Source organism: Aliihoeflea sp. PC F10.4 (assembly GCF_054612275.1).
Genome location: NZ_JBTSWH010000001.1, coordinates 2839171 through 2858363 on the forward strand (window position 1 = coordinate 2839171; position 19193 = coordinate 2858363).

The window sequence follows — 19193 nt, forward strand, 5'->3', positions numbered from 1 at the left end:
GCTTACTTCGTATGACAACCCGGCGTTGCTCGAAAGTGTGCAAGGGCCTTCGGTCTGCTGCTTATAGGATGCGGTTTCGCGGATCATGGGTGGCTCGCCTGATGCAGTCTTGACCCAGACTGCATCCTCTAGCCGCTAGAGGAGCAAGCGAAATTTGCACGCTGGAATCGGCCCGCGATGAAACAGCTACTCAGTCGAGTGTCGAACATCGCGCTCGGCTGCCATCGCGATCATGGTGCATCAGACCGTTGCTGCGGCGAGATGAGCGCGACGAACTGGTAGAGCGCGACGCCTGCATAGGGGATGAAGGCCGGCACCCACATCAGAAGGCCGGAAAGCTGCTGGTCTTCCAACGGGGTCAGGCCGAAAGCCAGCGTCGTGGTGAAATGCGGGGCAAAGAGGGGCTGCCGGGCAAAAACGAGCAGGGCGCCAAGAAATCCCATCTGCATGATCGTCGCCAGCAACGCCAGCACGACACTGCCCCGATGAGCGCGCGGCGCAAAGACCTCTCGCCAGAGTAGCCATGCCGACAGGAAGAGGGTCGCTTGCATGAGCCAATAGGCGGAGTGCGATGAGAGCGCGAACGCATAGGGAGCGGGCGCGTGCCAAATCCAAACCATCGCGGCGTGCAGGATGACCAGCGCCGCCAGCGGCAGCGTCGGCCCCTTGGGCCACGGAAACGCGATCGCCAGCAGCGGTGCGATACCGCCGATCAGGATGAGGTGATGTGCAACCCTTGCCGAGAACAGAGCCGATGAAAGCGCGCAGAGCGGAGAGATGAAGGCCAGAAAGATCAGGGCATAGGCGGCGACAAGGCAGGTTCGCCCCATCCTGTCGTTGCGACCGCCCAGGCGCCAGACGATGAGCCCGATTGCCAGAGCGCCGAGGAGGAATGGATCGAAGTTCCAGCTTGTCCAAAGGTTCGACGGCACCGGGGCGGATCCGCAGTATGGATTGAAGCTTTCAAATGGCATGACGCAATGTCTCCCCGACGTTGTACCAGGCTTTTGTGAGCTTAAGCGTCTTAGTCTACCGCGTTAGTGGAAACTATGGGCCTCGAACTTTTCTCGTGGTTCAGGTCGCAGGTTACGTCCCGGGCCTTGCCCCCGCCGCCAGTAAGTTTTGCTGCAATCGACGAAGTAAGCATGTGGGCCAATTCGAAAAACGCGGCAGGCATTGTAAAACGGCTCGACCGTGAGATCGCGAAGCAGCGCACGGCTCGGGTTCGGTGTAGGAACGTCGATCCAGCGTCAGCGGACGGTGCATGGAACCGTCGGCACGGTTCCATGCACGCGCCAACAGAAATGCCTGAAGACTCAACTGGCCTTTTGTCCCTGATCGCTTTTTGCCGGCTCACTGATCGCATTGCCGGTTTCCTTACCAAGCACCGCCTCGGTGATCGAGTTGGGGAGACGTCGGGGCGTCTCGAGAAGCCCCAATAGCGGCATAACGATGAGGAAGAAGCCGAAATAGAACAGCGTCGAGACCTGCATCAGCGGCACGTAGACGCCTTCCGCGGGCTTCGCTCCCAGCCACCCGAGGAAAAGGGCGTTGGCTGCGAAAAGCCAAAAGAACAGCTTGTACCAAGGACGATAGACCGCCGAGCGAACCTTTGACGTGTCGAGCCAGGGCACGAAGAACAGTACGGCGATCGCGCCGAACATCGCGAGCACACCGCCGAGCTTCGCGTCGATGGGCCCAATGTTGAAGGTAATCGCTCTCAGGATCGCGTAGAACGGCAGAAAGTACCATTCGGGGACGATCTTCGCGGGCGTCCTGAGCGGATCGGCTTGAACATAGTTGTCCGCATGGCCGAGATAGTTCGGAATATAGAAGACGAAATATGCGAACACGATCAGAAAGAGCACCATGCCGACCGCGTCTTTCGCCGTTGCATAAGGCGTGAAGGGCAACGTGTCGGTCTTGTGCTTGACTTCTATTCCAGTGGGGTTGGTCTGTCCTGTGACGTGCAGCGCCCAGACGTGCAGGACGACCACGCCCGCAATCATGAACGGCAGAAGGTAGTGGAGCGCGAAAAACCTGTTCAGCGTAGGACTGTCGACCGCAAAGCCGCCAAGCAAGAGCTGCTGGAGCCATTCTCCGACCAGCGGGATAGCGGTGAAGAATCCCGTGATCACCGTCGCGCCCCAGAAGCTCATCTGCCCCCAGGGGAGTACGTAGCCCATGAAACCAGTAGCCATCATCAGGAGGTAGATGATGCAACCGAGGATCCACAGCAGCTCGCGAGGTGCCTTGTAAGAACCGTAGTACAGTCCGCGAAAGATGTGGAGGTAGACGGCAATGAAGAAGAATGATGCCCCGTTGGAATGCAGATACCGCAGGAGCCAACCCGAATTGACGTCGCGCATGATCTTCTCGACCGAGTCGAACGCCGTTGCGGTGGTCGCCGAGTAGTGCATCGCCAGCACGATTCCGGTCGCTATCTGGAGGACCAGCATCAGAGTGAGAATGCCGCCGAACGTATAGGCGTAGTTCAGATTGCGCGGAACAGGATAGGATACGAAGGAATCATGGACCAGTCGCGGAAGCGGCATGCGTGCATCGACCCAGCGGCCAATACCTGACTTTGGGACGTAGCTGGATGGCGACCCCGACATTCTGTTCCCCTCCTTATCCGGTCGATCTGCGGAGACACAATCCGGAACGGGTAACACCTCACGTTGCTAGAGCTTCAAGACCCTTCGAGGCTTCTTGATGCGACAAATTTGCCCGCACGACATCGAGGTCCGAGGACAGGAGGCGAGATGGCGGGCACCTTGAGCATCATCTCAAACGTGCTACATCGGCGGGTAACGAGAGGATTGCGAGGACCATGGGCGCAAGGACGTACTCGATCGGCGAGGCGGCAAAAGAGAGCGGGGTCAAGGTGCCGACAATCCGCTACTACGAGGATATCGGCTTGCTTGGGAGAATCGCGCGCAGCGACGGTAATCGGCGCTTCTACGACCGTTCCGACCTCAGCCGCCTCTCCTTCATCCGCCACGCGCGTGAGCTTGGATTCGAGGTGGATGCGATCCGCACGTTGCTGAGATTGCAGGACGATCCCGACCAAACTTGCGAGGCTGCTGACGCAATTGCCAAGGCGCGCCTCGACGATGTGGAGCGGCGGATCTCAAGCCTGAAACTGCTGCGCTCCGAGCTCAAGAAGATGATGCACGAGTGTGCTGCCGGCCGGATCGGCGAATGTCGCGTTATCGAAATACTCGCGGACAGCAGTCACCATCACGGCAGGCTCGTCGAGCCTTGAACCAGGCTCGCCAAAGGGGCGGCTATCTTCTCATCGTTGCGCGAGCCAGGATAGCGGCACAATGATCGCGAGAAGGATTGGCTGGTGCAGAAGGTATATCGCGAGGCTGCGGCGCCCCATCCAGACGAGCAGGCGTGCTGGTGTTCGGGCGGCGAGCACGTTCGCGTAGGTGGCGTCCAGGATGGCTGACAGGAGCCACTTTGCCACGGCCATGCCCATCAGGGTCAAGCCGACCCACGGAAAGATCGGCACGAAATCGTTGCTGGGCGGCACCTGCTGCGCGAACCCGATCCAGGCAAGCCAGCGCGTGTCGAAGATCGCAGACCGCCACAGCATCGGCATGGAAAAGACGGTGATGGCTGCCAGGAGGCATGTCCATGCGGGCGCCCGCAGAAATAGCGTACCGATCAAAGTGGCCGCAGCGATCGCGTGCAGGATGCCAAAGTAGATGAACGTCCCCGGAAGGACATACCACGTCACGGCCGTGATCGCAGCGGCTGCCGTGGCGATTTTTGCCAAGCGTTTGAAGTAGCTGAAAGGCCGAAAGCCGCTCCGGTCCGCCAGTACGAGACCGACACCGACAAGGATCATGAAAGTGCCGGCAAGGCTACGTCCGAATGCCAGCCATAGCGGATGATTGGCGATGCCGGCAATAAAGCCCGTGAACTCCAGATCCCAGACGAAGTGGAACAGGACGACACCGGCGATGGCGGCGCCGCGTACGGCGTCGATAGCCCATAGTCGCAAGGAATTCGTCATGCAATGCCTTCACCCAAGGTTCCACGGGACACACAATAGGAGCTCGACCTACTAGAGGTTCAATCCCGATTTTTGCTCGCCAGCGCGAACTAACGAGCGCAGTTCGACCTACCATTAGGACATAGTTCGCGAAGGGATGGATTGCCCTTGCTGTGACCGAGTCGAAACGGCGCGCTCGCGGATCACCGAGCTTCGCCTTGCGAGATCGAGAACGACGCGCCGTTCCAACTCCTGCCCCAATTCCGCGGCACTGGTTGCGGCTGCTGGGCAATACAATGGGCTTGGGGGGGGGTATCTGATGCCCGGACGCAATCTGCTGTTGGGCGCGAGCGCGCTGGCCGCAGGCGGCGCTCTGTTTTCTGTGGAGCATGGCTGGACGCAACCGGCAGATGGCGAGCGCACCAACCACGCTGTCCTGGTGGCTGTGACCGAGTATCCGCACCTTCCGCCCAGCGCCAAGCTGGTCGGTCCCAACAACGACGCGCAACTGGTCTACGAGTATCTGATGGGCTCCGCGCCTGTCACCTTCGCGCCGGAAAACGTTATCCTCCTTGCGGACGGGCTCGAGAACGCGATCTCGCCGAGCCGCGATGCGATCCGAAGAACGCTCGACGAACTTGTGACCAAGGTCAGAGGCGGCGACTTCATCTATCTTCATTTTTCGGGTCACGGCACGCAGCAGCCGGCGATGGACCCCGCTGTCGAGCCGGACGGCCTGGACGAGATTTTTCTTCCCCGCGATACCGGGCAATGGACGGATCGAACCAAGGGCGTGCCCGACGCGCTGATCGACAAGGAGGTCCGCGATCACCTGCAGGCGATCCGCGACAAGGGCGCCTTCGTCTGGGTGGTGTTCGACTGCTGCAATTCGGGCACGATGACACGCGCCGTCGGGCTGACCGATGGCGAAGAGGTGGAACGCAGGGTTCTTCCTGCCGATCTCGGGATACCGGATGCGGTAATGACCGAGGCGGCCGCGCTGGGCGAAGCGACGCGCGGAACGGGGGAGCCCGCCCCGCGCCAGAACGCGCTAGGGCTGATCTCGACGAAACCGACAGGTGCGGAATCGAGCTCCCCCGGCGGCATGGTTGCATTTTTCGCCTCGCAAACCACGGAGACGACGCTGCCGCGCGGCGCGGCGGACGCTACGAGGCTGGGGCTCTTCACCTTCACGCTCTACAGCATGTTGGCCGAGAACCCGGCCGTCACCTATCGCCAACTCGGGCAGGCGATCCTTCAGGCCTGTTCCGGAAACAACCGTACGCGGCCGACTCCGCTCTTCGAGGGAGATCTCGACAGGCCTGTGTTCGGTATGAGCAATGCCGATCGCATCGCGCAATGGGCGATCGGGGTCGATGGGAATGCGCTCGAAATACCGGCCGGAATGCTTCACCGAGTGTCGCCGGGCGCGAAGCTGGCTATTCTGTCGTCGCCGGGCGCCACGCTCGATCAGACGCTGGGCTACCTGGAGGTAACCGCCACCAGGAACCTGACCAGTCGCGTGGTGCCGGTTGCCCATGAGGGGCTTCCCGTAATCGCAGTCGCCGACATCCCGCTAGGCGCCTATGCGCGCCTGACCGAGGTTTTGATCGGTTTCGAGCTAGTGGTGGCACGCCCGCAGGACGAGGCTGTAGATTATTCGGAGGAGGTAGCGTTTCTGAATGCCGCTCTCGACAGAATCGCCGGCGATGAACAGGTACCTGCGAACCTGCGTTTTGTCGGTGCGAGGGACGATGCGGACGTGAAGCTGGCCGTGATGAGCGAGCAGGAGGTCGCCAGGCTCGTTGCAGCTCAGGCGGACGGGCCGGAATCCGGACGCGCCGCGCTCGCCGCCGAACCGCGCGTATGGCTATTTGCCTCCTTCGGCGGAGCTGTCGCTGGATGACGGACGGCGCGCGCCCTCGCTATCCCTCGCCGGCGCGACCGCCGACGAGATCGCCGGCAAGCTCGCTCAGAACCTCGTAACCATGTTCCGGGCAACCAGCCTGTCCCGTCTTTCCGCGGCCTCGGACTTTAGCCCGGATCAGTTCAGCGTCGGCTTCTCCATCAAACGGCAGGAAACGGGCGGCACGGAGCCCTTGCCGCCCGGCGTCGTGCCTGTCGTGCATCCCGGCGACCAGGTGCATCTCGAGATGCGCGACGGAACCTCACGACCGATCGACATCAACGTCCTTTACATCGGCAGCGACTATTCGATCGGCCACATGTATGGCGAGCGCCTGCACAGCGGAAACGAGATCACCGTTCCCCTTCTGGAGTTCACCTCATCCAGCTTCGGCATCGAGCGCATGGTGGTCGTCTTGTCGGAAGCCGCCCCGCAGACGCCGGTGGAGGATCTCAGCTTCCTCGAGCAGGTCGGAGTGCGTCAGCAATCCCGCGCCGCCGGTGCTGGCACGGCCGGATTCGGAGACCTGCTGCGTGATGTGGCCGGAGCCCCGGGCAACGCGTGGAGCTGCGAGAATTGTCGACAGTTCGCGATCGAAAGGCTCGGTCATGATCTTCCCGATGGAAACGCTACCCCGTGGGTGATCTTCGCCCAGCCTTGCTCCGTCGGAGGGGTCGAGGAGCAGTTGGCATTGTCGAAATCGTCAACTTGGCAGATCGGCCGTACCTGCCAGGCTGGGGATCGCTCGACGGCCAATCCGATAGACAGAAGCGGGCGGAAAGTTGCGGAACTCCGTTCCGATCATCTCAACCTTCAGATCAAGACGTCGCAGGACGCTTTCAGGAACAGGGTTTCTCCATCCATAGGTGAACTGGAAAAAGCTTGCTTTCGGTTCCAGCAGCGAAAATGCCCCGGCAAGGATCCGCAGCACTTTGGAAGCCGGCATTGCCAGCAGCGGCAGTCCGCTGATGGCCGCTCCATGGAGCTTTGGCTGGGGGAGATTTCTCATTGATAGGCGCGCAGCGTCTGCACGCACGATAGTCGCTTGGTGGTAGCGCTGCGCAAGCATGTCACCAAATTCGTCTCCCAGCTCAACCAAGGTTAGATCCTGCTGCCGCACGCCTCGGCGGATCAACGCCTCCGTGAACACCCCGGTGCCAGGCCCGAGTTCGATCACCGGCCCAATCCCTGGGTGAACATGCCTGGTGATCAATGCAGCGAGGTGCTGGCTCGAGGGGATGGCAGCACCGACGCGCAAGGGGTTAGTGAGCCATGCACGCAGGAATGTTAGCGCGTCGGCCGATTGGGGCATTGTTTCAATCTCTCGCTGCCGAGTGGAGTCCCTCGCAGCCGGGAAGGCGTTCGAGGTTTCCCCGCGAATCATCCGCTCGGCTGGATAGGTGGCTGATGTTCCCACCTCTAGCAGCATGAGGTTCAAGCCCGCGCTTCGCGGATCCTTAAGACCTTCTACATCGCAATCAGGTGTTCGCCACGCCCGACGGTCATGGCCAATGAGGAATAGATCCGTGAAGCGCGGGCTGGAACCTCCTAGCCGGCCAGGTCATATTCGAGCCCAATTCTCTCCATAGTCGGATCGGATCAAAGCTGCGAACGAGGCCGTTGGCGCTACTCCGCGGAGGCGTTCCAGGACAGGTTACGTTTTTGCGGCGTGGAGGAGTTCCTCGTAGCAGGGGCGATACGCGTGTTGACGCTGATGGTCTTCACGCTATGAGAGACATGTATGAAAGCCTGAGGGATAGCAGCTACAACAAATGCCGTCTGTCGACGACACTCTTGCTGCGTTGGGAAACGAACCGCCGTTGGTTGTCGGCGGCCGAGCGAAGCCACCGGACCGGCGTGAAGTGTCGATCCGTTGGCTATCGGGAACATTTCTGACCGGCGTCACCTCAAGTGTGCTGATGGGCGCGGCGTTGTTTGCAGCCCTTGACGGTCGCGAAGTACTAGCCACGCCTCCTGAGACCCTTAACCTTACTGTAATCGAAGGACTCAATGGCGGGCAGGTCAGCGCCAAGGCTGGCCGACTGGTACCGCCGCGCAATCTGGCCAGCTTGACCGACCGCAGGCGAATGGAACTGGCGACAATGACCCGGTCGGGCGACCGCGATGTGTTGCGCACGGTGCCGTTTGTGCAGGCCCGAATGTCACTGGCCGCCGGCCACGCGACGAGCCGCGCATATCCCGCCTTCGACGGCCTCGAAATTTTCGCCGAGGAAGGGGCCAATCAGTTCACCTCGAGCACTGGCATTCTCTATGGTGCCAGCATCGAAAACGTAGTCCGTCTGCGGACGATCGATTTTCCCCTTGATACCAAGTCCTTTGACCCGAGCAATGCACTGTCGGCCGATGAGGTTGAGTTCGTGGTACGGAATCTTGGCGCAATCCTCACAGATGGCGATGTGCGGGTTGCGGCTCTCCATTTCGTCGACCCTGAGCGTTTCGGCGATTTGCAGCCCACAAATGGCACGGATGGGCCTACCGGCATTAGGATTGTAGCGGAGAATGCGTCGGTGGCTAACCGGGGGAAAATGGACGATCCCATTATCGACTATGCCGAGGACGTCATCCCCTTCCATGCCGAAGGCGAGATTAGGGAAGCGCTGGAGCGGGCAGGCTATGCGAGCGCTGATGCAGATGGAATGGCGACGGCGCTTTCCACCATGCTGGGGACGCCGGTGCTGAGGGCCGGCAGTGTTCTGCGGCTCGGTATCGAGGCGCGTCGCGGGGAAAGCCGCATCGTGCGAGCGAGCGTTTACGATACAGACCGGCATGTGTCCACGGTCGGGCTCAACGACAGGCTGCAGTATGTGCCAGGAAGCGAGCCGGAGCCAAGTCCCGCGGTGCAGGCGGCGTTCGACACCACTCACCCGCCCTCGATGTACAGCCGCGACGATCCACCATCCCTCTATGATGGAATTTACCGAGCCGCTTTCTCTCACGGGCTAACGCGTTCGATGACCCGGCAGCTGGTTCGATTGCTCGCCGCGGATGTCGATCTTCAATCGGGTCTCGATCAAGCCGACCGTATCGAGGTCTTCTTTTCCCAGCCTGATGGTGAGGATAACGCCACACAAGACTCCGAACTCCTGTTCGTGCGGGCCAGCGTGGGCGGTGCCGAGCGCGCATTCTATCGCTTCCAGATGCAGGACGGCACTATCGGCTATTTCGACGAGGGTGGCCGCAGTGCGCGACAGTTTCTCCTCCGGAATCCGATTCCGAACGGGAGATTCACATCTGGCTTCGGCAATCGACGCCACCCGATACTCGGCTACGCCCGCGCTCATACCGGAGTCGATTGGGCGGCCCCCCGAGGCACGCCGATAATCGCTTCCGGCGACGGCGTCGTCGAACAGGCGGGCTGGAGTGGCGGCTATGGCCGTCAGACCATTATCAGCCACGCAAACGGCTATCAGACCACGTTCAATCACCAGAGCAGGATTGCAGATGGAGTGGTCCCGGGCGCGCGGATCCGGCAAGGCCAGATTATCGGCTACGTAGGCTCAACGGGCCTTTCGACAGGCAACCACCTTCACTACGAACTGATCGTCAACGGCTCCAAGGTGGATCCGATGCGAGTGCGTTTGCCGGCCGAGCGAACGCTCACAGGAGATGAGTTGCAGGCCTTCCTGGCCGAGCGAGCGCGCATCGATGGAGCTCTGCTTCTGGAGCAAGCACGCTCAACGGCTACCCTACGTGCGCCTGTCTAGCGGCCGAAAGCATTGTAGGGAACTGGAGTGGATACCGCTCCGACCGAAGAATCACACGAACAACAAGTCAATCATTACGGCGGCGACCATCATTCCGACCGCGAGGGCTAGCGTGATCTTCACTTACTCGCTTGCCGTCCACCGAAGATCCATGAGAAGCGTCTCGTCGGAATTTGCGAGGGCAGCACCGCCGACGGCTCCAGGTGAGCGTTCCGCGAACACTACCCGGGTGGAAAGGTGAAAGAAGGCGTCGGCGAAAAATTGCCACTGAAGCGCCTTCGTCACCACGATCCACGCGCGATGTCTTAGGCAACCCGATCCATCGGCGCCTGTCTTTTTCGGTTGAACCTCTAGCTGGGTGAGGTTCTAGACATCTGCTGACCGTTTCGTTGGAAGCGAATGAACGGCGCGATATCCAACCGAGACATGGACGCTAGGAAAGATGACGGGCAGCAGAAACGAGCATCCGGCGCTGGCCAAGTCGCTTGGTGTCGTAAGGCTGTCGCTCTATGGCGTCGGTACGATCATCGGCGCGGGGATCTATTCTGTCATTGCGCCAGCAGCCGGCGCCGCGGGCGACGGCATATGGCTGAGTTTCCTGCTCGCCGCAGTGATATCAGCATTTTCGGGCCTGTCCTACGCTGAAATCGCCTCGGCGCTTCCAGGTGCTGGTGCGGAACACAACTTCCTGCGTAAGACGTTTCCATCGTTTCCGGCTCTGGCGTTCATGATCGGGCTGTTCATCGCCGTTCATGGCGCCGCCACCCTGGCAACGGTGGCACTCACTTTCGGTAATTACGCGCAGACACTCCTTCCGTTTGCGCCCGTCGTCGTTGCCATTGCGCTCATGGGCGTCGCCACGCTGATCAATATTGCCGGGATCGGCAAGGCGGCTTTCGTCAGCGCGGCCCTGACCGTGCTCCAGGTCTCCTGTCTCGTGGGCTTTGCATTGTTCGCCATACCATCCGGCAGCAGTAGCTTGCAGGACATCGCGGTCTGGCCCGACAATCCCGCCGGCATCCTTCAGGGTGCTGCTATCCTGTTCTTCATATATTCCGGCTACGAGCACATGGCCTCCCTCTCTGAAGAGGCCAAGCGTCCCGACCGCGATTTGTGGCGCGCCTTCATGATCGCGCTGGGCATCACCACTGTGGTCTACATGGCCGTGATTTTCGGCGTCCTGAGCCTGATGAGTGCTGACAGTCTTGCAGGTTCTCAATCTCCGCTCGCCGACGCGGCCGAGCAACTGGGCGGATCTTTCGGCATGATCATCATCGCTGCTGCCCTCATCGCTACCGCGAACGCTGTCGTCAGTTCCTCGCTGTCGGGGAGCAGGCTCCTTTTCGGCATGGCCCGCGACGGCGATCTTCCGAGTTCATTATCCAGAACCTTGCGCTTCAGTCGAAGCCCGTGGATCGCCGCGCTTATCTATCTCGTGATCGCCTGCGCCTTCGTGGCCGTCGGGGAAATCGCGTTTGTCGCAAGCCTGTCCTCGCTGGGAGTGACACTTGTCTTCGCCGCGATCAATACGGCCGTGATCGTCCTGAGGTTTACACAGCCCGACCTCGAGCGGCCTTTCCGGCTGCCATCGATCGCAAACGTGCCGCCGACTGCGGTCCTGGGAGTGGTGACCTCACTCTTGCTGGCCACTCAATACGAGTGGGCCGTCTATCTGACATTCGCCGGCGTGTTCGTACTTGGCGCGGTGCCATACGTGTTTATCCGACGGCGGGCAGGCGCGACAACGCGGGCGAGTGGCGGTGAACGCTAGAGCGCCGGGGCCGGTTCCGGGAACTTGGCAACGTGGTCGGGCTCTTGCACCTCATCCTGCTAGAGGTTGCATAATGGGCTTGATCGGGGCGGCGGCATCGGTTTGCTGCGCCAGTCCCGGGCATTTTTTCTTGATCGGAGAAGGGAGTCGGCTTTCGCGTTCCCGGTGATCATACGTACGGTTAGCCCCGTCGCGGCGAGACGGCTTGCGCGCGCAATCTCCAACCGTATCGCCCTCAGAGGCTGCTCGGGACATCGCCATGATTGTTGAGTTGGGACATTTCGCGCTCGTGCTGGCATGTGTGCTGGCCACGGTCCAGTTCTTCCTCCCGTGGCTCGGCACGCGACTTAGCGACGATCGCCTAATGGCGGTTGCCAGGCCGGCTTCGGTGGCGGTTTTCGGCTTCGTCGCGCTGTCGTTCGCTGCACTGACTACAGCTTATGTGACTTCCGACTTCTCGGTTCAAAATGTCTGGGAGAATTCGCATTCGCTAAAGCCAATGCTTTTCAAGATCACCGGAGTTTGGGGAAACCACGAGGGCTCCATGCTGCTCTGGGTCCTGATCCTGGCCTTCTTCGGCGCACTTGTTGCCTGGTTCAGCGACAATCTTCCGGCCAGCCTGCGCACGAATGTGCTGGCTGTTCAGGGGCTGGTGGGCGCCGCCTTCCTCCTGTTCATTCTCGCCACATCGAACCCGTTCGCCCGGATCAACCCCGCGCCGATCGAGGGTCGCGACCTGAATCCGATCCTTCAGGACATCGGCCTCGCCATCCACCCGCCGCTTCTCTACCTCGGCTATGTCGGCTTCTCGGTGTGTTTCTCCTTCGCGGTGGCGGCGCTGATCGAGGGCCGGATCGATGCCGCATGGGCGCGTTGGGTACGGCCGTGGACGCTTGTTGCCTGGTTGTTCCTGACCGGCGGTATCGCCATGGGCTCCTACTGGGCCTACTACGAGCTGGGCTGGGGCGGCTGGTGGTTCTGGGACCCGGTCGAGAACGCCTCCTTTCTGCCCTGGCTTTCGGGCACCGCGCTGCTGCATTCCGCGATCGTCATGGAGAAGCGCTCGGCGCTGAATATCTGGACGCTGCTGCTAGCAATCCTGACCTTCTCGCTGTCGCTGCTCGGCACCTTCCTGGTGCGCTCGGGCGTCTTGACCTCCGTGCACGCCTTCGCCACCGATCCGGCGCGCGGCCTGTTCATCCTGATCATCCTCATCCTGTTCATCGGCGGCTCGCTGGCGCTGTTCGCCGCGCGCGCCTCGGCGCTGACCCAGGGCGGGCTGTTCCATCCCGTCTCTCGCGAGGGCGCGCTGGTGTTGAACAACCTGTTCCTGACCACGGCTGCCGCCACTGTGCTGATCGGCACGCTCTATCCGCTGATGGTCGAGGCCGTGACGGGCGACAAGATCTCGGTCGGCGCGCCCTTCTTCAACCTCACCTTCATTCCACTCATGATCCCGCTGCTGCTAGCCGTGCCATTCGGGCCGCTGCTCGCCTGGAAGCGCGGCGATCTCTACGCCGTCGCCCAGCGCCTGTTCGCCGCCTTCGGCACCGCACTGCTGACGGCGCTGGTGGTGTACTTCTTCGTGGAAGGCAAAGGGGCGCTCGCCGCTTTCGGCGTCGGACTTGCAGTCTGGCTGATGCTGGGTGCGCTGACTGATCTTGCGCTGAAGGCAGGCATCGGCAGCGTGGGCGCGGCAGTAGCTTGGCGGCGGTTCAAGGGGCTTCCGCGCTCGGTGTTCGGTACCGCTGCGGCGCATCTCGGGTTGGGCGTGACGGTACTTGGCATTGCCGCCGTTACCTCGCTCGAGATTGAGCGAATCGTCGTGATGCGCCCCGGCGACACGCTGCCGATAGCCGGATACACGTTGCGTTTCGACGGTATCGCGCCGCATCGCGGCGCGAACTTTACCGAGGAGCAAGGCCGCTTCGTCTATCTCGACAGCGCGGGCCGCCAGCGCGGCGAGATCGTCTCGTCCAAACGGCTTTACACGGCCCGCCAGATGCCGACCACGGAGGCGGGCATCGCCACGCGCGGCTTCAGCCAGCTCTACGTTTCGCTGGGCGATCCCACGCCCGACGGCGGCGTGGTGGTGCGCGTGTGGTGGAAGCCGATGGTGCTGCTGCTCTGGCTCGGCGGTGTTGCGATGATGGCTGGTGGCGCAATATCGCTGTTCGATCGTCGGTTTCGGGTAGGCGCGCCGTATCGGAAAGGGACGGCACTTGTCAGATCGGACGTGCCAGCGGAATGACTCGCCACAGTCCTGTAGCGAGCCAGGCACCCAAGTTTGAAAGCAACTGGCCAAGCTATCCAACCTGAAAGTGGCTCGCAGCGCATCTTCGATAACGCCTCTCCAGCAGTCCCGTCAAGGCTGTGGGAATCGGGCCGCCGAACCGCCGGAGTGAGTCCTTTACTTTCTGCGTCAACATAACTTTGAAGCCTTGAACCTAAAGGGGCCTGAGGTTTTATCTCTACAAATCACCTTCCGCACTGAGCACGCTTTCGCAAGACTAGCTCCCATCAGACCTTGGAGGAAAATCGGTGGAAGTGCGCCACCTTCGCTACATTGTCGCAAGCGCCCGCAATGGCAGCTTCAGCGCGGCCGCGCAAGAACTCAACGTCCAACAGCCCATAGTCAGCAAGAGGATCAAGGAACTTGAGCAAGGACTTGGCGGTGTCGCGCTGTTCGACCGCTCCACGGCTGGCGCGCGGCTGACCCCGGCCGGCGAGGAGTTCATCGTCGCGGCGCGCCGCATTCTCGAAGACGTCGAGCGGCTGCGGGAACGAATGAAAGCGAGCGCGGCCGGCAAAGCCGGTCGCGTCGTCGTGGGGTTCTATAAGTCGCTTTCCACCGGAGGCTTCCGCGCCGCGCTCCGCGACTTCCGTCGCCAGCACCCCGAGATCGAGGTCGAGCTGGTCGAGTCGCCTTTCGTCGAGCTTTCGGCCGCCGTGCTTTCGGGCGCGATCGACACCGCCATCATCCTCGGCGATGCCGGCAAGTGCGAAGCGATGGAGTCCGTGGCGCTGTGGTCGGATCAGCTAGTTGTCGCCCTGCCGGAAGACCATCCGTTGGCCGAGAAGCCGGTGATCTACTGGCCGGAGCTGAAGCGCGAGCGCTTCATCATCACGCACCACGACCCCGGCCCGGACATCCGTGTCGTGCTGCTTCGCCACCTTGCCGCGCCCTCCGACCACCCCGAGATCGTGACCCGGCGTCTCAGCCGCGAAAGCCTCCTCAGCGAAGTCGCGGACGGCCAAGGCATCGCCTTGCAATGCGAATCCGCTGTCGGCCTATCCTGCCTCGGCGTCGTCTTCCGGCCGCTGCACGACGGCAACGGCGCGACCCGCCTTGGCTATATCGCCTGCTGGAAGCCAAACAACGCCAATCCGGCGCTGAAGACCTTCCTCGACACCGTAAAGCCGAGAGCGTGATTCGGTCCGGAATGGCATTTCCGGTGCTCGCGAGCCCGGATTTGCCGCCGCAAGATTCAAGTATTTTTTCGATGCTCTACGAGCGCCTACGAAACCGCGAATAATCTGGTTGCCCGCCCGTAATTTGTGCCTTTCTTGATTGTCCCCGTCGCCATCCGATCGTCTTGCGGATGGCCGGAAGCGGGGACGAATGCCGGCACATCGTCATCAAAACGAAGGTCTATCGCGGAGCGCGCGCATGCTGCGCACGGCGCTCGGCCCGGCCATCGCCCGCTATCTCGAAGACCCTTCCGTTGTCGAGGTGATGCTGAACCCCGATGGCCGCATCTGGGTCGATCGGCTGCGCGAGGGCCTCGTCGCCACCGGCGATGTGCTGATACCCGCCGATGGCGAGCGCATCGTCCGCCTTGTTGCGCACCATGTCGGTGCCGAGGTTCATCCCGGCAGCCCGCGCGTCTCGGCCGAGTTGCCCGAGACCGGCGAGCGCTTTGAAGGTCTCCTGCCTCCCGTCGCTACCGCGCCGGCTTTCGCGATCCGCAAGCCCGCGGTCGCCGTGTTCACCCTCTCGGACTACGTGGCTGCCGGCATCATGACCGACGCCCAGGCCGAAGTGCTACGGCTCGCTGTCGCCATGCGCAGGAACATCCTCGTCGCCGGCGGCACCTCGACCGGCAAGACCACGCTCACCAATGCGCTGCTCGCCGAGGTCGCGAAGACGTCGGATCGCGTCGTGCTGATCGAGGATACGCGCGAGCTGCAATGCGCCGCGCCCAATCTGGTCGCGCTGCGCACCAAGGATGGCGTGGCCTCGCTGTCCGACCTCGTGAAGTCGTCGCTGCGGCTGCGGCCTGACCGCATCCCGGTCGGCGAGGTGCGCGGCGCCGAGGCGCTCGATCTTCTCAAGGCGTGGGGCACCGGCCATCCCGGCGGAATCGGCACTATCCACGCTAACACCGCGATCGGTGCACTGCGCCGGCTCGAGCAGCTTGTGCAGGAGGCTGTCGTCACGGTCCCGCGCGCACTCATCGCCGAGACGGTCGATGTCATCGCCGTGCTCTCCGGCCGCGGCTCCTCAAGACGCCTCGCCGAAATCGCGCTGGTCGAAGGGCTCGATCCCGCGACCGGCGACTACCGCACCCTCAACGCAACGCTCGAATCCTCCAGCCCCACACAAGGAGACTCCGTATGACGACAAAGCCCGATACTTTTCGCAGCCTACGCAGCCGGCTGCTTTCCGGCGCATTTATGAACAGCCTCGGCACGGCGGGTATCACCGCCGCCGGATTGCTCTACACCGCGCCCGCTTGGGCCGCCGGTTCCTCGATGCCCTGGGAGGAACCGCTTCAGCAGATCCTCGAATCCATCGAGGGGCCGGTCGCCAAGATCGTCGCCGTAATCATCATCATCGTCACCGGCCTGACCTTGGCCTTCGGCGATACGGCCGGCGGCTTCCGGCGTCTGGTGCAGATCGTGTTCGGCCTGTCGATCGCCTTCGCGGCCAGTTCCTTCTTCCTGTCCTTCTTCTCCTTCGGCGGCGGGGCGCTGGCGTGATGCCCGGATCGCTGATGGATGAGGACGTTCGCGGCTTCTTCGCGCCGGTCCATCGGGCGCTGACCGAGCCGATCCTGCTCGGCGGCGCACCACGCGCCGTCGCCATCGCCAACGGCACGCTGGCCGGCGCGGTCGGCCTCGGCCTGCGGCTCTGGCTCGCCGGCCTGGTCATCTGGGCCATCGGTCACTTCGCAGCCGTGTGGGCCGCGAAGCGCGACGCGCAGTTCGTCGACGTGGTGCGCCGGCACCTCCGCTACCCGACCCATCTCGGCCTCTAGAGGACGCTGCCGTCATGATGAACCTCGCCGAATACCGCAAGCGTTCCGCCAGCCTTGCCGACTTTCTGCCCTGGGCCGCGCTGGTCGCGCCCGGCGTCGTTCTCAACAAGGATGGCAGCTTTCAGCGTACCGCGCGTTTTCGCGGTCCCGACCTCGATAGCGCCACACCGGCCGAGTTGGTCGGCACGACCGCGCGCCTCAACAACGCGCTGCGCCGGCTCGGCTCCGGCTGGGCGATCTTCGTCGAGGCGCAGCGCAATCCGGCCACCGACTACCCCGAGAGCCTGTTTCCCGACAGTGCGTCCACCCTGGTCGATGTCGAGCGGCGCGAGCAGTTCGAGGACAGCGGCGTGCTGTTTGAGTCGAGCTATTTCCTCACTTTCGTCTGGCTGCCGCCGGCCGAGGAAGCCTCGCGGATGGAATCCTGGCTCTATGAGGGCCGCGAGCGCAGCGGCGTCGATCCGTGGGAGCTGCTCAAAGGCTTCATCGACCGCACCGATCGCGTGCTCAATCTGGTCGAGGGTTTTGTCCCAGAGGCCGACTGGCTCGATGACGGCGAGACGCTGACCTACCTGCATTCGACCATATCCGTCTCGCGCCATCGCGTGCGCGTGCCCGAGACGCCGATGCACCTCGACGCGCTGCTCGCCGACCAGCCGCTTGCCGGCGGGCTGGAGCCGCGCCTGGGCGGCTTCCATCTGCGCACGCTGACCGTGATCGGTTTCCCGACCACGACATTCCCCGGCATCCTGGACGACCTCAACCGGCTCGCCTTCCTCTATCGCTGGTCGACGCGCGCGATCATGCTCGACAAGACCGACGCGACGCGGCTTGTCACGCGCATCCGTCGCCAATGGTTCGCCAAGCGCAAGTCGATCGCGGCGATCGTCAAGGAGGTGATGACCAACGAGGCGTCAGTGCTGATGGACACCGACGCGGCAAACAAGGCGGCCGACGCCGACGCGGCACTTCAGGATCTCGGTTCCGATCAGGTCGGAGAGGCATATGTCACCGCCACGGTGACGGTGTGGGACGCCGACCCGTCGATCGCCGACGAGAAGTTACGCCTGATCGAGAAGGTCATCCAGTCGCGCGACTTCACCTGCATCGTCGAAGGCGTCAATGCCATTGAAGCATGGCTCGGCTCCATCCCCGGACAGGTCTATGCGAATGTCCGCCAGCCGCCGATCTCGACACTGAACCTCGCCCACATGATCCCGCTGTCGGCGGTCTGGGCAGGACCGGCGAAGGACGAGCATCTCGACGCGCCGCCGCTGTTCTATGCGAAGACCGAAGGCGCGACCCCGTTCCGCTTCGCGCTCCATGTCGGTGACGTCGGCCACCTGATGCTGGTAGGCCCGACCGGCGCCGGCAAGTCGGTGCTGCTGGCGCTGATGGCGCTCCAGTTCCGCCGCTATCCCGGCAGCCAGGTCTTCGTCTTCGATTTCGGCGGCTCGATCCGCGCCGCCACGCTGGCGATGGACGGCGACTGGCAAGACCTTGGCGGCTCTTTCTCCGACGACGCCGAGTCGTCCTCGGTCTCGCTCCAGCCGCTCGCTCACATCCACCATACGCCGGAGCGGGCATGGGCCGCCGACTGGCTGGTCGACATCCTCGCGCGCGAAGGCGTCGCCATCACGCCGGAGGTGAAGGAGCACATCTGGACCGCGCTGACCTCGCTCGCCTCCGCGCCGGTCGAGGAGCGCACCATCACCGGCCTGACCGTGCTTCTGCAATCCACCGTGCTGAAGCAGGCGCTGCGGCCATACTGCATCGGCGGCGCGCATGGCCGGCTGCTCGATGCCGAGCACGAATATCTTGGCGCGGCGGAAGTGCAGGCGTTCGAGACCGAGGGGCTGGTCGGCACGAGGGCAGCACCCGCCGTTCTCTCCTACCTGTTCCACCGGATCGAGGCACGGTTCGACGGACGGCCGAGCCTGCTCATCATCGACGAGGGCTGGCGCGCGCTCGACGATGGCGGCTTTGCCGACAAGATCAAGGAATGGCTGAAGACGCTCCGCAAGAAGAATGTCAGCGTCGTCTTCTCCTCGCAGTCGCTCGCCGACATCGAGGCGTCACCCATCGCGCCGGTGCTGGTCGAGAGCTGCCCGACCCGCATCTTCCTTGCCAATGAGCGCGCCATCGAGCCGCAGATCGCTGCCGTCTATCACCAGTTCGGCCTCAATGACCGCCAGATCGAGATACTGGCCCGCGCCACGCCGAAGCGCGACTACTATTGCCAGTCGCGGCGCGGCAACCGCCTGTTCGAGCTTGGCCTGGGACACATCGCCCTGGCGCTCTGCGCCTCGTCCGACAAGGCGGCTCACGCGCTGATCGCCGAGCTGCTGCGCGACGGATCGCGGCCATACTTCCTCGAAGCATGGCTCCACGCCAACGACCTCGCCTGGGCCGCCGAACTCGTCCCCGAGCTTTCCAACGTCATCGACCGATCCGCTCCGGAGCTTCCCGTCGCGGCCGGCGATCCCGATCCCGTCCACCCGTCAGCCGAACAGGAGGTTTGACC

General features: G+C 62.7%; 14 protein-coding genes. 11 read left to right on the forward strand and 3 right to left on the reverse strand.

Annotated elements, in window-relative coordinates:
* Positions 1 to 230: 230 nt before the first annotated feature.
* Positions 231 to 974: a cytochrome c oxidase assembly protein gene (locus ACX82Z_RS14380; RefSeq protein ID WP_379012700.1), complete on the reverse strand. Its 744-nt coding sequence runs from the start codon at positions 972 to 974 to the stop codon at positions 231 to 233.
* Positions 975 to 1316: 342 nt separating this feature from the next.
* On the reverse strand, positions 1317 to 2618 hold the full coding sequence (locus ACX82Z_RS14385; protein ID WP_173187443.1) for a cytochrome b: 1302 nt from the start codon (positions 2616 to 2618) through the stop codon (positions 1317 to 1319).
* A 215-nt stretch (positions 2619 to 2833) separates the two neighbouring features.
* On the opposite strand from ACX82Z_RS14385, the gene ACX82Z_RS14390 reads away from it, so the two are divergent.
* A complete protein-coding gene (locus tag ACX82Z_RS14390) occupies positions 2834 to 3268 on the forward strand; it encodes a MerR family transcriptional regulator (protein WP_404933679.1) in 435 nt (144 codons plus the stop codon).
* A gap of 30 nt (positions 3269 to 3298) precedes the next feature.
* Here ACX82Z_RS14390 and ACX82Z_RS14395 read toward each other — a convergent pair whose 3' ends face one another.
* Positions 3299 to 4027, reverse strand: coding sequence for a heparan-alpha-glucosaminide N-acetyltransferase (locus ACX82Z_RS14395; RefSeq protein ID WP_459589690.1), 729 nt, complete (start codon positions 4025 to 4027; stop codon positions 3299 to 3301).
* A gap of 298 nt (positions 4028 to 4325) precedes the next feature.
* On the opposite strand from ACX82Z_RS14395, the gene ACX82Z_RS14400 reads away from it, so the two are divergent.
* From ACX82Z_RS14400 to trbE, 10 genes are all read left to right on the forward strand, one after another.
* A complete protein-coding gene (locus ACX82Z_RS14400) occupies positions 4326 to 5912 on the forward strand; it encodes a caspase family protein (RefSeq protein WP_459589692.1) in 1587 nt (528 codons plus the stop codon).
* 82 nt (positions 5913 to 5994) lie between these two features.
* Positions 5995 to 6924 (forward strand): hypothetical protein, encoded by a 930-nt coding sequence (locus ACX82Z_RS14405; protein WP_459589694.1) that lies wholly within the window; start codon positions 5995 to 5997, stop codon positions 6922 to 6924.
* A gap of 760 nt (positions 6925 to 7684) precedes the next feature.
* Positions 7685 to 9637, forward strand: a complete 1953-nt coding sequence (locus ACX82Z_RS14410) for a M23 family metallopeptidase (protein WP_459589696.1) — start codon at positions 7685 to 7687, stop codon at positions 9635 to 9637.
* Between the two features lie 442 nt (positions 9638 to 10079).
* Complete coding sequence (locus ACX82Z_RS14415) at positions 10080 to 11408, forward strand: APC family permease (protein WP_173187447.1); 1329 nt, start codon at positions 10080 to 10082, stop codon at positions 11406 to 11408.
* A 259-nt stretch (positions 11409 to 11667) separates the two neighbouring features.
* Positions 11668 to 13659 carry a heme lyase CcmF/NrfE family subunit gene (locus ACX82Z_RS14420; protein ID WP_459589698.1) on the forward strand — a complete coding sequence of 664 codons (1992 nt, stop codon included), beginning with the start codon at positions 11668 to 11670 and terminating at the stop codon, positions 13657 to 13659.
* Between the two features lie 290 nt (positions 13660 to 13949).
* Entirely contained in the window at positions 13950 to 14840 is an 891-nt protein-coding gene (locus tag ACX82Z_RS14425) for a LysR family transcriptional regulator (RefSeq protein WP_173187449.1), read from the forward strand.
* Positions 14841 to 15078: 238 nt separating this feature from the next.
* A complete protein-coding gene (gene trbB, locus ACX82Z_RS14430) occupies positions 15079 to 16029 on the forward strand; it encodes a P-type conjugative transfer ATPase TrbB (RefSeq protein WP_459589701.1) in 951 nt (316 codons plus the stop codon).
* A gap of 56 nt (positions 16030 to 16085) precedes the next feature.
* A complete protein-coding gene (locus ACX82Z_RS14435) occupies positions 16086 to 16391 on the forward strand; it encodes a TrbC/VirB2 family type IV secretion system protein (RefSeq protein ID WP_206680510.1) in 306 nt (101 codons plus the stop codon).
* A gap of 14 nt (positions 16392 to 16405) precedes the next feature.
* Positions 16406 to 16669, forward strand: a complete 264-nt coding sequence (locus ACX82Z_RS14440; RefSeq protein WP_173189914.1) for a VirB3 family type IV secretion system protein — start codon at positions 16406 to 16408, stop codon at positions 16667 to 16669.
* Positions 16670 to 16683: 14 nt separating this feature from the next.
* Positions 16684 to 19191, forward strand: a complete 2508-nt coding sequence (gene trbE, locus ACX82Z_RS14445) for a conjugal transfer protein TrbE (RefSeq protein ID WP_459589703.1) — start codon at positions 16684 to 16686, stop codon at positions 19189 to 19191.
* Positions 19192 to 19193: the final 2 nt, after the last annotated feature.

Excerpts from the sequence above, each read along its gene's own strand:
- ACX82Z_RS14380 (WP_379012700.1), bottom strand. The coding sequence starts at position 974 with ATGCCATTTGAAAGCTTCAATCCATACTGCGGATCCGCCCCGGTGCCG.
- ACX82Z_RS14385 (WP_173187443.1), bottom strand. The coding sequence starts at position 2,618 with ATGTCGGGGTCGCCATCCAGCTACGTCCCAAAGTCAGGTATTGGCCGC.
- ACX82Z_RS14390 (WP_404933679.1), top strand. The coding sequence starts at position 2,834 with ATGGGCGCAAGGACGTACTCGATCGGCGAGGCGGCAAAAGAGAGCGGG.
- ACX82Z_RS14395 (WP_459589690.1), bottom strand. The coding sequence starts at position 4,027 with ATGACGAATTCCTTGCGACTATGGGCTATCGACGCCGTACGCGGCGCC.
- ACX82Z_RS14400 (WP_459589692.1), top strand. The coding sequence starts at position 4,326 with ATGCCCGGACGCAATCTGCTGTTGGGCGCGAGCGCGCTGGCCGCAGGC.
- ACX82Z_RS14405 (WP_459589694.1), top strand. The coding sequence starts at position 5,995 with ATGTTCCGGGCAACCAGCCTGTCCCGTCTTTCCGCGGCCTCGGACTTT.
- ACX82Z_RS14410 (WP_459589696.1), top strand. The coding sequence starts at position 7,685 with ATGCCGTCTGTCGACGACACTCTTGCTGCGTTGGGAAACGAACCGCCG.
- ACX82Z_RS14415 (WP_173187447.1), top strand. The coding sequence starts at position 10,080 with ATGACGGGCAGCAGAAACGAGCATCCGGCGCTGGCCAAGTCGCTTGGT.
- ACX82Z_RS14420 (WP_459589698.1), top strand. The coding sequence starts at position 11,668 with ATGATTGTTGAGTTGGGACATTTCGCGCTCGTGCTGGCATGTGTGCTG.
- trbB (WP_459589701.1), top strand. The coding sequence starts at position 15,079 with ATGCTGCGCACGGCGCTCGGCCCGGCCATCGCCCGCTATCTCGAAGAC.
- ACX82Z_RS14435 (WP_206680510.1), top strand. The coding sequence starts at position 16,086 with ATGAACAGCCTCGGCACGGCGGGTATCACCGCCGCCGGATTGCTCTAC.
- ACX82Z_RS14440 (WP_173189914.1), top strand. The coding sequence starts at position 16,406 with ATGGATGAGGACGTTCGCGGCTTCTTCGCGCCGGTCCATCGGGCGCTG.
- trbE (WP_459589703.1), top strand. The coding sequence starts at position 16,684 with ATGATGAACCTCGCCGAATACCGCAAGCGTTCCGCCAGCCTTGCCGAC.